The sequence below is a fragment of the Sphingomonas sp. Leaf357 genome, assembly GCF_001423845.1.
Lineage (GTDB): Bacteria > Pseudomonadota > Alphaproteobacteria > Sphingomonadales > Sphingomonadaceae > Sphingomonas.
Map to the genome: position 1 here is coordinate 214,690 of NZ_LMPM01000003.1, position 12,979 is coordinate 227,668.

The 12,979-nt window shown below is 63.3% G+C and carries 13 protein-coding genes; 9 read left to right on the forward strand and 4 right to left on the reverse strand.

The features are described 5' to 3' along the window. Window positions 1-81 precede the first annotated feature (81 nt). The 5 genes from ASG11_RS17655 (at window position 82) to ASG11_RS17675 (ending at window position 5,250) form a co-directional block, all read left to right on the forward strand. Window positions 82-1,830 (forward strand): acetolactate synthase 3 large subunit, encoded by a 1,749-nt coding sequence (locus ASG11_RS17655; RefSeq protein WP_055783383.1) that lies wholly within the window; start codon window positions 82-84, stop codon window positions 1,828-1,830. After that, window positions 1,830-2,345 carry an acetolactate synthase small subunit gene (gene ilvN, locus ASG11_RS17660; RefSeq protein ID WP_055783387.1) on the forward strand — a complete coding sequence of 172 codons (516 nt, stop codon included), beginning with the start codon at window positions 1,830-1,832 and terminating at the stop codon, window positions 2,343-2,345. The genes ASG11_RS17655 and ilvN overlap by 1 nt, the downstream gene beginning before the upstream one ends. Before the next feature lie 132 nt (window positions 2,346-2,477). Beyond that, on the forward strand, window positions 2,478-3,497 hold the full coding sequence (ilvC, locus tag ASG11_RS17665) for a ketol-acid reductoisomerase (RefSeq protein ID WP_055783389.1): 1,020 nt from the start codon (window positions 2,478-2,480) through the stop codon (window positions 3,495-3,497). A 173-nt stretch (window positions 3,498-3,670) separates the two neighbouring features. After that, window positions 3,671-4,519 (forward strand): glycosyltransferase family 2 protein, encoded by an 849-nt coding sequence (locus ASG11_RS17670; RefSeq protein WP_055783392.1) that lies wholly within the window; start codon window positions 3,671-3,673, stop codon window positions 4,517-4,519. A gap of 92 nt (window positions 4,520-4,611) precedes the next feature. Next, entirely contained in the window at window positions 4,612-5,250 is a 639-nt protein-coding gene (locus ASG11_RS17675; protein WP_055783395.1) for a YceI family protein, read from the forward strand. A gap of 55 nt (window positions 5,251-5,305) precedes the next feature. Here ASG11_RS17675 and ASG11_RS17680 read toward each other — a convergent pair whose 3' ends face one another. Next, complete coding sequence (locus tag ASG11_RS17680) at window positions 5,306-5,716, reverse strand: BLUF domain-containing protein (protein WP_236697585.1); 411 nt, start codon at window positions 5,714-5,716, stop codon at window positions 5,306-5,308. A gap of 247 nt (window positions 5,717-5,963) precedes the next feature. Between ASG11_RS17680 and leuA the strand changes: the two genes are divergently transcribed. Next, window positions 5,964-7,622 carry a 2-isopropylmalate synthase gene (leuA, locus tag ASG11_RS17685; protein ID WP_055783397.1) on the forward strand — a complete coding sequence of 553 codons (1,659 nt, stop codon included), beginning with the start codon at window positions 5,964-5,966 and terminating at the stop codon, window positions 7,620-7,622. A gap of 37 nt (window positions 7,623-7,659) precedes the next feature. Here the strand turns inward: leuA and ASG11_RS17690 are convergent, their stop codons facing one another. Genes ASG11_RS17690 through folE form a run of 3 tightly spaced genes read right to left on the reverse strand, consistent with a single transcriptional unit; the run spans window position 7,660 to window position 9,378 of the window. Then, window positions 7,660-8,013: a dihydroneopterin aldolase gene (locus ASG11_RS17690; RefSeq protein ID WP_055783399.1), complete on the reverse strand. Its 354-nt coding sequence runs from the start codon at window positions 8,011-8,013 to the stop codon at window positions 7,660-7,662. Beyond that, window positions 8,006-8,761: an SDR family oxidoreductase gene (locus ASG11_RS17695; RefSeq protein WP_055783402.1), complete on the reverse strand. Its 756-nt coding sequence runs from the start codon at window positions 8,759-8,761 to the stop codon at window positions 8,006-8,008. The genes ASG11_RS17690 and ASG11_RS17695 overlap by 8 nt, the downstream gene beginning before the upstream one ends. Beyond that, window positions 8,758-9,378, reverse strand: a complete 621-nt coding sequence (folE, locus tag ASG11_RS17700) for a GTP cyclohydrolase I FolE (protein ID WP_055783404.1) — start codon at window positions 9,376-9,378, stop codon at window positions 8,758-8,760. Before folE ends, ASG11_RS17695 begins: the two co-directional genes overlap by 4 nt. Before the next feature lie 232 nt (window positions 9,379-9,610). On the opposite strand from folE, the gene ASG11_RS17705 reads away from it, so the two are divergent. The 3 genes from ASG11_RS17705 (at window position 9,611) to ASG11_RS17715 (ending at window position 12,863) form a co-directional block, all read left to right on the forward strand. Further along, window positions 9,611-12,229: a TonB-dependent receptor gene (locus tag ASG11_RS17705; RefSeq protein WP_055783406.1), complete on the forward strand. Its 2,619-nt coding sequence runs from the start codon at window positions 9,611-9,613 to the stop codon at window positions 12,227-12,229. 111 nt (window positions 12,230-12,340) lie between these two features. Continuing rightward, window positions 12,341-12,544, forward strand: a complete 204-nt coding sequence (locus tag ASG11_RS17710; RefSeq protein ID WP_055783409.1) for a DUF2945 domain-containing protein — start codon at window positions 12,341-12,343, stop codon at window positions 12,542-12,544. A 40-nt stretch (window positions 12,545-12,584) separates the two neighbouring features. Continuing rightward, window positions 12,585-12,863 (forward strand): SWIB/MDM2 domain-containing protein, encoded by a 279-nt coding sequence (locus ASG11_RS17715; protein WP_055783413.1) that lies wholly within the window; start codon window positions 12,585-12,587, stop codon window positions 12,861-12,863. Window positions 12,864-12,979: the final 116 nt, after the last annotated feature.

The window sequence follows — 12,979 nt, forward strand, 5'->3', positions numbered from 1 at the left end:
ACGCTTGACGCGTACGAATCATACGGGTAGCCGCACCCCCGCCAAGCCGCTATTGCAGCGCGGCATAGAAGGATTGTGACGATGAACGCGGAAAAGAATGGAGCCGATATCCTGGTCGAGGCGCTGTGCGATCTCGGCGTGGACGTCGTGTTCGGCTATCCCGGCGGTGCCGTGCTGCCGATCTACGACGCGATGTTCCGCTCGGGCCGCATCAAGCACATCCTCGTCCGTCACGAACAGGCGGCCACGCATGCGGCGGAGGGCTACGCCCGCTCGACCGGCAAGCCCGGCGTGGTGCTCGTCACATCCGGTCCGGGCGCGACCAACGCGGTCACGGGCATCACCGACGCGTTGATGGATTCGATTCCGATGGTGGTGATCACCGGTCAGGTGCCTACCGCCCTGATCGGCACCGACGCTTTTCAGGAGGCGGACACGGTCGGCATCACGCGGCATTGTTCGAAGCACAATTATCTCGTCAAGGATCCCGCCACGCTCGGCGGCATCATCCATGAAGCATTTCACATCGCCACCTCCGGCCGCCCCGGCCCGGTCGTCGTGGACGTGCCCAAGGACGTGCAGGTCGCGACCGCGCGCTACACCAAGCCCGGCCCGATCAAGCACAAGACCTATCGTCCGCAGATCAGGGCCGATCCGACGTTGATCGAACAGGCCGTGGACATGCTCGCCGCCGCCGAACGCCCGATCTTCTATACCGGCGGCGGGATCATCAATTCCGGGCCGGCCGCATCGCAATTGCTGCGCGAACTCGCCCGCATCACTGGCGCGCCCGTCACCTCGACGCTGATGGGCCTCGGTGCCTATCCGGCGAGTGGCGAGGCGTGGCTCGGCATGCTCGGCATGCACGGCACCTACGAAGCCAATATGGCGATGAACAAGGCCGATTTGATCGTCTGCCTCGGCGCGCGCTTCGACGATCGCGTCACCGGGAGGCTGGACGCGTTCAGCCCGCATTCCGCCAAGATCCACATCGATATCGACCGTTCCAGCGTGAACAAGAACGTGCGCGTGGACCTGCCCATCATCGCGGATGTCGGCCACGCGCTCGAAGACATGGTCCGCGTCTACAAGTCGCGCCGCCATCCCAAGCCCGATCTGTCGGAATGGTGGACTCGCATCGACGGCTGGCGCGCGCGCGGCAGCCTGGATTTCGCCGATCATCCGACCGAGATCATGCCACAGCGCGCGATCCGGGCCTTGTGGGAGGCAACGCACAAACGCGCACCGATCGTCAGCACCGAAGTCGGCCAGCACCAGATGTGGGCCGCGCAGCATTTCGGCTTCGAAGGCCCGAACAAGTGGCTGACCAGCGGTGGCCTCGGCACCATGGGCTACGGCCTTCCCGCCGCGATCGGCGCGCAGCTCGGCAACCCCAACGCCTTGTGCATCGATATCGCCGGCGAAGCCTCGATCCAGATGAACATTCAGGAACTCGGCACCGCGACGCAATATCGCCTGCCGGTGAAGGTCTTCATCCTCAACAACCAATATATGGGCATGGTCCGCCAGTGGCAGGAACTGACCTATTCGAGCCGCTATTCGGAAAGCTATTCGGATGCCCTGCCCGATTTCGTGAAGCTCGCCGAGGCTTACGGCTGGAAAGGCATCCGCATCGAGAGTCCGGACGATCTCGACGCCGGCATCGCCGCGATGCTCGCGCATGACGGCCCGGTGATGGTCGACTGCATGGTCTCGCAACTGACCAACTGCTTCCCGATGATCCCCAGCGGCGCGGCGCATACCGACATGCTCCTGCAGGCGGAGGAAGTTTCCGGCGAGATGGACGACGAAGCGAAGGCGCTGGTCTGATGCACATCAAAACCGAAACCTCGTCCCGCCATACCCTGGCGGTGATGGTCGACAACGAACCGGGCATCCTCGCCCGGATCGCCGGTCTGTTCACCGCGCGCGGCTACAATATCGAGAGCCTGACCGTGTCGGACGTCACCGCCGACCATGCCGTCAGCCGCCTCACCATCGTCACCACGGCCTCCGACCAGACGATGGAACAGATCCTCGCCCAGCTTGACCGGCTGATCCCGGTGCATTCGGTGACGGACCTCACGGCGCTCGGCCCGCACGTCGAACGCGAACTGGCGTTGGTGAAGGTCGCCGGGACCGGCGATCACCGGATCGAGGCGCTCCGCCTCGCCGACGTCTACCGCGCCCGCGTGGTCGATGCGACGACGACCAGCTTCGTGTTCGAGGTGACCGGCGGGCGCGAGAAGATCGACACGTTCATCACATTGATGCGCGAGGTTGGCCTGATCGAGGTTGCCCGCACCGGCATCGTCGCCATCGCCCGGGGAAAGAACGCGGCCTGAATTTACTGTTCACACCCACCCACCCACCGTCACCCCAGCCAAGGTTGGGGTCTCGTGGCAACCGGCACCGCCCAAGCCCCCTGAGATGCCAGCCTGCGCTGGCATGACGATCATCTTCGAAAGGGAATTCCAATGCGTGTCTATTACGATCGCGACGCCGATCTGAACCTGATCACCGACAAGAAGATCGCCATCGTCGGCTATGGCTCGCAGGGCCATGCCCATGCCCAGAACCTGCGCGACAGCGGCGTCAAGGATGTCGCCATCGCGCTTCGCGAAGGCTCCGCCACCGCCAGGAAGGCGATAGACGCCGGCTTCGCGGTCAAGTCCAACAAGGAAGCCGCCGCCTGGGCCGACATCGTCATGATCCTCGCCCCCGACGAGCATCAGGCGGCAATCTATGCCGAGGATCTGCACGACAACATGAAGCAGGGCGCGGCGATCGCCTTCGCGCATGGCCTGAACGTGCATTTCGGCCTGATCGAGCCGCGCGCCGATCTCGATGTGATCATGATCGCTCCCAAGGGTCCGGGCCATACCGTGCGCAGCGAATATGTCCGTGGCGGCGGCGTGCCCTGCCTGATCGCGATCGATCAGGACAAGAGCGGCAACGCGCACGACGTGGCTTTGGCCTATGCCTCGGGCGTCGGCGGCGGACGCAGCGGGATCATCGAGACCAACTTCCGCGAGGAATGCGAAACCGATCTGTTCGGCGAACAGGCCGTCTTGTGCGGCGGTATCACCCACCTGATCCAGGCCGGGTTCGAAACGCTGGTCGAGGCCGGCTACGCCCCCGAGATGGCCTATTTCGAATGCCTGCACGAAACCAAGCTGATCGTCGATCTGCTGTATGAAGGCGGTATCGCCAACATGCGCTATTCGATCAGCAACACCGCCGAATATGGCGACATCACCACCGGTCCGCGCATCATCACCGAGGACACGAAAAAGGAAATGAAGCGCGTCTTGGCCGACATCCAGTCCGGCCGCTTCGTGAAGAACTTCATCCTCGACAACCGCGCCGGGCAGCCCGAACTCAAGGCCGCCCGCAAGCAGGCGCTCGCCCACCCGATCGAGAAGATCGGCAGCGAACTGCGCGGCATGATGCCCTGGATCGGCAAGAATGCGCTGGTGGACAAGGGCAAGAATTGATCGGTCCGCCCCGCATATCTCGCAACGCAGGCTGGTGTCTTCCCGAGGCGCGCAAAATGCGGGCCATTGGGAAGGCACCAGCCTACGTTTGACGACGGCATGAAGCGACTGTCCAAAACTTTCGATAGGATATATAGGATATATCTTGTTAGCGGTTTTGGGGAGGTCGTCGCGTGCGCACCGGGGGCTGCAATCCGATCTGGTCGATCGTGCTGCCCTATTTCAACGAAACCGCGTTCATCGGCCCGACGATAGCGGCCGCCGTCGCGCAACGTGACGCGTCGTTCCGTCTCATCCTGGTGGATAATGGTTCGACCGACGGTTCGGAGGCGTTGTGCCGATCGCTTCTATCGACGGCACCGCATATCGATGTGCTCTTCGTGCACGAGGCCTGCCCCGGCCCCAGCCACGCGCTGAAGACCGGATTCGAATATGTCGAAACGCCCCTCGTCGCGCTGTGGAATGCCGACACCTGGTACCCCGACGACTATCTCGCACGCGCCGAGCAGATGTTGTGCCGACCGGGCGTCGTCGCGGCGATGGCGATCGATCTGCCCGCCCCTCCCGCCAGCCTGTCCGCGCGGTTGAGGTGCCACCACAAACGGCTGGCCAGCATGTTGATGCCGCGTCAGGCGCATACCGGCACGTTCGGTCAGTGTTTCCGCACCGATGCGCTGCGCAGAGTGGGCGGGCCACGATCGGAAGCGTGGCCGTGGGTGCTCGACGACCATGAATTGATGCAGCGTATCCACAAGGTCGGGCGATCGCGGTATCGGATCGATCATGTCTGCATGCCATCGGCGCGGCGCGGCCGGACTGCGCATGTCCGCTGGACGCTGTTCGAACGGCTGCTGTACCACATCACTCCGTTCGCGTTGAAGGACTGGTTCTTCTACGATTTTCTGGCCGGTCGCTTTCGCGCACGCGGCTTGGCGAATGCCAACCTGCGCGACCGCGACTGGATCGACGCGCCGGATACCAACCGGTCGCAACCGTCCCTTCTCCCGCCAACCTTTGATTGACAGTATCGCCCACGAAACGATGCGTTGCCCTGCAAAGGTTTGACCCTCTCCCGGTCCTGGGCCAGCATGTACCCAACAACAGGAGACATTTCATGCGCATCCCCCTCATCCTGCTCGCGGCCACCGCAGCGATCGCTACCCCGCTGATCGCCCAGCAGGCCATGCAGGCCCCCGGCACCAAGAGCACCGCCGCCATCACCGGCGGCACCTACTCGGCCGACCCCAACCACACCTTGGTCAGTTGGGAAGTGAACCATCTCGGCTTCACGCCCTATTTCGGCCTGTTCGGCGACATCAGCGGCACCCTGACCCTCGATCCCAAGAATCCCGCCGCGTCCAAGGTCGATATCACGATCCCGGTGTCCAAGGTGACGACCGCCAGCGCCGGTCTGACCGCGCATATGCTCCGCGCCGGCAAGGACGGCGGCAAGCCCGACTTCTTCGGCCCCGCCCCCGCCGACGCCAAGTTCGTCTCCACCTCGGTCAAGCCGCTGGGCAGGGACAAGGCGACCGTCGTCGGCAATCTCACGCTCAACGGCATCACCAAGCCGGTGACGTTGGCCGTCACCTTCTACGGCGCGGGCAAGATGCCGGCACAGATGGGCGGCAAGGAGAATGTCGGCTTCGAAGCGACCACCACGCTGATGCGTAGCGACTTCGGCGTCGACATGGGCATCCCGATGGTGTCCGACGCGGTAAAGCTGAAGATCGCCGCGGCGTTCCAGAAATAAGCGCATGGCTCCAGCCCCTCCCTCCAAAAGGGAGGGGCTGGACAACACGCCGTCCTCAGGCCCGCGCCGCGATCAGGCCGAGAAAACTGCCGCGCACGCTGTCCGATGCGTTGTCGAGCAGGCGTCGCATCTGCGCATCGAACGCATCGCCGCTGTCCCCTGCCCCACGTTGCGCCATCGTCCAGCTTCCGAACTGCCTGGTCTCGATCTCGCGATCGTGCAGGATCACGATCGCGCGGTGGCGCGGATCGCGCCGGATCCGCGCGAACGTCGCCGAGACGCTGTCGGCCGGCCCTTCCAGCACTTGCAGAAAGCGCTTACCGTCGCTCCACAGCAGGCCGGTCACGCCGTCCAAAGCATTGTTCTGTCGCGATTGCGCGACGATCCGTGGCACGTCGATCACGACGGACGGAGTGCTTGAACTCACATAAAGAAGCTGGCGCAGCGGCGTGTGATCGGTATCCATCGCGCCCTCCTAATATCGATCGCCATCGCGGGCATTGAGATCGATCAAGCCGCAATCCACGCTGGACAGCACGCACCTCGCCGAGCTAGGCACGCGGCAATGACGCAAGGCCTGCTCCTTTCGCTGCTTCGACTTACGCGCCCTTAGGCGCGATACCTCGCCGTGCGCGCCCTGAGGCGCGGCGCAGCGACCCGCCTAAGGGACCGACCCGCCCCGAACGACGACCCGAAGTTCTGCGAGACACCCGATGCTGCGTGATCCTTCCGTAAAATACCGCCCCTTCCCCCAGATCGATCTGCCCGACCGGCAATGGCCGTCCCGGACGATCGTCCAGCCTCCGCGCTGGCTCTCGACCGACCTGCGCGACGGCAACCAGGCGTTGATCGACCCGATGGACGCCGAAAAGAAGACGCGGATGTTCGATCTGCTGTGCAAGGTCGGATTGAAGGAGATCGAGGTCGGCTTCCCGAGCGCCGGCGCGACCGAATTCGATTTCATCTCCGGCCTCGTCCAGCACGGCCGCATCCCCGACGACGTGACGATCCAAGTGCTGACCCAATCGCGCCGCGACCTGATCGAGAAAAGCTTCGAGAGCCTGAAGGGCGCGCCGCGCGCGATCGTCCATCTCTACAATGCGGTCAGCCCGGCGTGGCGCAAGATCGTCTTCGGCATGACCCGTGACGAGGTTCGCGCGATCGCGATCGAGGGCGCGAAGATCCTGCGCGATTGCGCCGCCGACCAGCCCGAGACCGACTGGACGTTCGAATATTCGCCGGAAACCTTCTCCACCGCCGAACTCGATTTCTCGGTCGAGGTGTGCGCGAGCGTCATGGAGGTGCTGGCCCCCACGCCGGACAGGCCGATCATCTTCAACCTGCCCGCCACGGTCGAATGCGCCACGCCCAACATCTATGCCGACCAGATCGAATGGTTCGGGCGCAACATTCCCAACCGCGACAGCGTGGTGATCTCGCTGCACACCCATAACGATCGCGGCACCGGCGTCGCGGCGGCGGAACTCGGCATGATGGCCGGCGCCGACCGCGTGGAGGGCTGCCTGCTCGGCAACGGCGAGCGCACCGGAAATTGCGACCTCGTCACGGTCGCGCTCAACATGTACACGCAAGGTGTTGATCCAAAGCTCGATTTCTCCGACATCGACGAGATCGTCAACACCGTGAACTATTGCACGAACATCCCCGTCCATCCACGGACGCCCTATGCCGGCGATCTGGTCTTCACCGCGTTTTCGGGCAGCCATCAGGACGCCATCAAGAAAGGCTTCGCCGCGCAGGCGGAGCGCAACGACGAAGTGTGGGAAGTGCCCTATCTGCCGATCGACCCGGCCGATCTCGGCCGCAGCTACGAGGCGGTGATCCGGGTCAATTCGCAGTCCGGCAAGGGCGGCGTCGCCTGGGTGCTGGAACAGGACAAGGGCCTTAAGCTGCCCAAGCGCCTGCAGGCCGATTTCAGCCGCTACGTGCAGGCCTATGCCGATGAAACGAGCCGCGAACTGAACGCCGCCGATATCTGGCAGGTATTCGAACGTACTTATCTGGCGCGCGACGCCGACCGGTTTGCGCTACGCGACTATGAGGAAAGCGGTGCCAGCGGTCAGCGGCTGTTCGTCGGCCGCGTCGCGGTCGATGGCGAGGAACGCTCGATCTCCGGGCGCGGCAACGGCCTGATCTCCGGCGTCATCGCCGCGTTGGGCGACAGTACGGGGCCGGCGCTCGACGTGGTCGATTACAGCGAACACGCCATCGGCCACGGCGCGGATGCGCAGGCCGCGGCCTATGTCGAATGCCGCACGGCAGAGGGACGTATCGTATTCGGCGTGGGGCTCGATACCGACATCGCAACCGCGAGCGTGCGCGCGGTGCTGAGCGCAGCGAACAGGGCCTGACCGGGTTTCTCGATCCCTCTCCTGCATCGGAGAGGGGTCAGGAACGCTTCCGCGAGATCTCGCACCCGATCCGCGCATCCGGATACACATCGGCCTTCATCGTCCGCACCCGCACCTGACGAACGCGCGTATCGGCGAGGCACAAAGCCGCGATCGTCTCGCATAACGTCTCCTGCAGTGCGAAGCGGCGTTCCGCCGCCAATCCCAGGATGCCCTCGCGAACGAAATCGTAATCCAGCACCTGTTCGATTGCATCCTGGCCCAGCGGCTCCGGATAATCGACCGTCATCTCGACCCAGATGATCACCCGCTGCGGCTCGACCTCATAGGGGTGGATGCCAAGCCGGATCATGACCGCCAAGCTATCCAGGATCGTGGTGAACTCAGCCATGGTCACGGTCGAACATCACATCGCGGTCGCGCTTCAGGAAGCGTTGCCCGCAATCCACGAACAGCGTCTGCCCGTTCAACCCCGCCGCGCCCAACAGGAACGACACCGCGCGCGCCACGTCCGCCGGATCGACCGGTCGGCGCAACACATTCTCGCTCGCGACCGCGCGAAACTCGTCCTCGCTCTGGTCGCCGCTCGGCAGCGTGATCCCCGGCGCCACCGCATTCACGCGGATGCGCGGTCCCAAAGCCTGGGCCAGCATCGCCGTCGCACCGGCCAGGGCCGTCTTGCCGCCGGTGTAAGAGAAGAAATCGGAGTTCAGATTCGCCACCTTCTGATCGAGCAGATTGACCACCGCGCCCTCCACCAGATCGTCCTGCCGCGCCAATGCCGACGCCAGCAACACCGGTGCCGAATGCCCGATCGCGTAGAGCCGCGCCAGCAGCGCCGCATCGAGCGCGGGCGGCGTATCGTACGCGAATGCGGAAGCGCTGTTGACCAGCCCCTGAACCGGCCCACCGGCCACGACCCGCGCCTGGGCGAACAGATCGTCGATCGCTGCGCTGTCGGCCAGATCGCCCTGCACCACGCCCGCCGCGCCGATCTCCCCGGCCAGCGCCTCGGCCAGCTCGCGCGACGACCCGTAATGCAGCACGACGCGCGCGCCGTCGGCAGCCAGCGCCCGCGCGATCACCGCGCCCAGCCGCTTCGCGCCGCCCGTCACAAGGATCGTCCGCCCGTCGATCATCCGTGCATCAGCGCAAGCACTTCCTTGCGGCTGCGTTCGTCCTCGCGAAACACCCCCATCATACGGCTCGTGACCATCTTGACGCCCGGAGTGCGCACGCCCCGCGCCGTCATGCAGGCATGACTCGCCTCGATCACCACCGCCACGCCATGCGGCTTCAACCCATCCCAGATGCAGTCCGCTACCTCGGCGGTCAGCCGCTCCTGCACCTGTAGCCGCCGGGCGAAGGCGTTCAGCACCCGCGCGAGTTTGGAGATCCCGACGACATGGTCGCGCGGCAGATAGGCGATGTGCGCCTTGCCGATGATCGGCGCCATGTGGTGCTCGCAATGCGACTGGAACGGGATGTCCTTCAGCAGGACGAGTTCGTCGTAACCGCCGACCTCGTCGAACACACGCGACAGGTGCTGCCGGGGATCGTCGTCGTATCCGCTGCAATATTCCTTCCAGGCGCGCGCCACGCGGACCGGCGTATCGACGAGTCCCTCGCGCGTCGGATCGTCGCCCGACCAGCGGATCAGCGTGCGGATCGCCTCCTGAACCTCTTCCGGCACGGCAATCTTCGCCGGTATGGCGGCAATTTTTTCAGGCTCCGGATCCGATCCGAGGTCGGTCATCTATAATTCCTAGAACAAACAAGCACAGGGTGACGCTACGGCAAGCGCGCTCTGTGTGAATTGGGCTGTCATGCCACCTGTCTCATTTGGGCAACGGCGGCGCAAGCCCGCAGTTTTGCGTGGGATTAGGCCATTGACGGCGCTTTCCGGCGGGGTCTACGTCTGTGGGGTCGAGAGACAGATTTCGCAAGACGACCCCGAAGATCGCCAGCGAAGACAGGAGAGGGAAATCATGAAGAAATTCGAATTGTTCGCCGCATCCGCGCTCGCCCTGGTCATCTCGATGCCGGCGGTCGGGCAGACCAACACGCCGTCGCTGCCCTCCGATCCACCCCGTACCAGCGCATCAAGCGCGCCGGACAATGGCAAGGACGAAGAGATCATCGTCACTGCCACCAAACGCGAACAGACGCTGCAGGACGTGCCGATCTCCGTTTCCGTCACGTCGCAGGCGACGATCGAACGCGCGCAGATCCGCGATCTGATCGATCTCCAGTCGGTCGTTCCCTCGCTCAAGGTCGCGCAGCTCAACGCGGTCGGCCAGACCAACTTCATCATCCGTGGCTTCGGCAACGGCAACGGAAACGACGGCATCGAAAGTTCGGTCGGCGTCTTCATCGACGGCGTGTATCGCTCACGCTCCGCCGCTGGCCTGGACGATCTGCCCGAGATCGAGCGCGTCGAAGTGCTGCGCGGGCCGCAATCCACCTTGTTCGGCAAGAACGTGTCGGCCGGCGCGATCAGTATTGTCACCAAGAAGCCGTCGTTCGAAGGGGGTGGCAAGGCCGAAATCACCTATGGCAATTTCAACCAGATGCAGGCGCGCGCCACCGTTACCGGGCCGATCAGCGAAACCATCGCCGTGCGCTTGTCTGGCAGCGTCAATCAGCGCGACGGCTATTTCAGGAATGTTACTACCGGATCCGATGTCAACGATCGGAACCGGCACTCGATTCGCGGCGACATATTGTGGCAGCCATCGTCCGATTTCTCACTGCGCGTGATCGCCGACTATAATCTGATCAAGGAACGCTGCTGCGGCGTGTTGACGATTCTGAACGGGCCGGCAACGCAATTGATCGGCGCGCCGGTTTCGGCCGGTGGCGTAGGCAAGAATATCGGCAATCCGGCGGCGGTGTTCGACCGCAACGTCATCTTCAACACCAACCCCACCAACCGCGTGCGCGGCGAGGGTATTTCGGCCCAGGCAGACTGGGATGTAGGCTTCGCCAAGCTGACTTCGATCACCGCGTATCGCAATCAGGTAAATCAGTCGCAACAGGACATCGATTTCACGGCAGCCGATATTTCGAACAATACCACTGCCAATGAAATCAAGACCTTCACGCAGGAAATTCGTCTCGCATCGGATGGCAACGGTCCGTTCTCCTGGCTGCTTGGAGGCTTTTATCAGGATGAGAAGCTCGACACCGGTCGCCGGGTAGCCTTCGGTACAGACGCCCGGACATATCTGAACGCCTTGACCGGTGGCCTGTTGCCGCTGCTGGAGGGCCTGCAAGGCCTGCCGACCGGCACGTATTTCGCACCAGGCCAAGGCATCACGGACAATTACAAACTCAAGCAGCGCTCGTTCTCGATCTTCGGCCAGGCCGATTACAAGGTTACCGATCGCCTGACGCTGACCGGCGGCCTGTCGTATCTCAACGACCGCAAGGCGGCGCAATCGGATGTGGTGGTGACCGATCAGTTCTCGCTGCTCAACCTCGAGAATATTCCTCGCTTCGGCTTCGTCCCGTTCGCTGCGTTGCCCGCAAGCGTGGCGGGTTGCCTGTTGCAAAAGGGCTATGTGCCGGGCGGCACGGTTCCGGTGAACCTGTTCGGATCGTCGCTCGGCTCTCGCCTGCCCGGCCCCGGCTCGGCCCCATGCCCAGCCTCGCGCGCCGGGGTTAACCCGTTCGCTCTGAACGGCGCGCAATTCTTCTACGCCAACACCGCCAATCATGCGCCGGTCAACTTTCCGAACGCCAACGAATCCGGCATCCTTAAAGGCGACAAGGTCACGTATGCGGCCCGTGCCGCTTACGATTTCGGCTTCGTCAACGCCTATGCCAGCTATTCGACTGGCTGGAAGGCCGGCGCATACAATCTGTCCTCGGACAGTCGTCCGCCAGACGCGAACGGCGTCGGTCGTTCGGCAGCCCCAGAAAACGTCACCGTCTACGAAGCTGGCCTGAAGGCCAAGTTCACCGGCGGCTATTTCAACCTCGCGGTGTTCAAACAGACGATCAAGGGATTCCAGTCCAACGCCTTCACCGGTCTCGGCTACAGTCTGGTCAATGCCGGCAAGGAGTCGGTCAAGGGCTTCGAGATCGATGCCGCGTACCGTCCGATCTCGTTCCTATCCTTCACTGCGGCGGCAACATACCTGGATCCGAAGTTCGACTCCTTCACCGGCGCGGCCTGCGTGAATTATGATACGGTCCGCTGCCCGATCAATCCGCTGACCGGGCTGCGCCCCAACTTTCGCGATCTCACCGGTACGGTTCCGGCCGGCATCCCGAAGTGGAGCGTCTCCACCTCCGCCACGCTCAGCCACGATCTGTCAGACGGCATCAACGCCTACTTGCGGGGCGAATATGACTACACCAGCAAGTTCCAGCTTACCGACACGACTCCGCCGGAATTGTCGACTTATGGCCAGAACATCGTCAACGCCAGCATCGGCGTCACTTTCGTGAAGGCCCAGCTTGAGGTGATGGGCTTCGTCCGCAACCTGACGCAGGATAATTTCCTGATCTCGACCTTCCCGACCGTGGCGCAGGACGGGAGCTATAGCGGCTATCCCAATCAGCCGCGCACATACGGCATCACGGTGCGCAAGTCGTTCTGATCCAAGGCTCCAATACTTGAACCTTCTGGCCTCCGGCGACAAGCCGGGGGCCTTTTTCTTGCAACCAACCGACCGCTCCCGCGCTGTTACTTCGCACAGAGGAGAGCGAGCATGAGCGACCTGAAGAAAGGCGACGAAGTCACTTGGAAATCGCACGGCGGCACCGCGCATGGCCATGTCGAGAAGAAACAGACCAGCCCCACCACCATCAAGGGTCACAAGGTCGCCGCCACCAAGGATGATCCGCAGTTTATTGTAAGGAGTGACAACGGCGGAAAGGCGGCGCACAAGGAGGGCGCGCTGAAGAAGGCGTGAATCGATGTCGGCTTGAACGGCACATCAGGAAGGACAATTTATGGCGAAGACCCCAACTGCGGCCGCGGCCCCCAAGACCGGCGGCATCCATGCCCCCGTCCAGCCGTCGCCCGAGCTCGGTGCGATCGTCGGCAACGACAAGCTGCCGCGCAGCGAAGTGATCTCAAAGGTCTGGGAGTACATCAAGAAGCACAACCTTCAGAACCCGGAAAACAAGCGTGAAATTCTCGCAGACGAGAAGCTGAAGAAGGTATTCGGTCGCGACAAGTGCACGATGTTCGAGATGAACAAGTACATCGCGGCGCACCTCAAGGCCTAACCGCCGGCGCGGCTCCGCCCGCGTCCGCCAACAGGCACGGAACAGGCCCGGCAGCATCGCTGTCCGGGCCTTTTTCGTTTGGGGAATCGGAAGCAAGCGACGACAGCAGGCGCTCA

Coding starts and splice junctions, on each gene's coding strand:
- ASG11_RS17675 (WP_055783395.1), top strand. CDS start 4,612: ATGCGCATCCCCCTCATCCTGCTCGCGGCCACCGCAGCGATCGCTACC.
- ilvN (WP_055783387.1), top strand. CDS start 1,830: ATGCACATCAAAACCGAAACCTCGTCCCGCCATACCCTGGCGGTGATG.
- ASG11_RS17655 (WP_055783383.1), top strand. CDS start 82: ATGAACGCGGAAAAGAATGGAGCCGATATCCTGGTCGAGGCGCTGTGC.
- folE (WP_055783404.1), bottom strand. CDS start 9,378: ATGACCGACCTCGGATCGGATCCGGAGCCTGAAAAAATTGCCGCCATA.
- ASG11_RS17715 (WP_055783413.1), top strand. CDS start 12,585: ATGGCGAAGACCCCAACTGCGGCCGCGGCCCCCAAGACCGGCGGCATC.
- ASG11_RS17690 (WP_055783399.1), bottom strand. CDS start 8,013: ATGGCTGAGTTCACCACGATCCTGGATAGCTTGGCGGTCATGATCCGG.
- ASG11_RS17705 (WP_055783406.1), top strand. CDS start 9,611: ATGAAGAAATTCGAATTGTTCGCCGCATCCGCGCTCGCCCTGGTCATC.
- leuA (WP_055783397.1), top strand. CDS start 5,964: ATGCTGCGTGATCCTTCCGTAAAATACCGCCCCTTCCCCCAGATCGAT.
- ASG11_RS17680 (WP_236697585.1), bottom strand. CDS start 5,716: ATGGATACCGATCACACGCCGCTGCGCCAGCTTCTTTATGTGAGTTCA.
- ASG11_RS17695 (WP_055783402.1), bottom strand. CDS start 8,761: ATGATCGACGGGCGGACGATCCTTGTGACGGGCGGCGCGAAGCGGCTG.
- ilvC (WP_055783389.1), top strand. CDS start 2,478: ATGCGTGTCTATTACGATCGCGACGCCGATCTGAACCTGATCACCGAC.
- ASG11_RS17710 (WP_055783409.1), top strand. CDS start 12,341: ATGAGCGACCTGAAGAAAGGCGACGAAGTCACTTGGAAATCGCACGGC.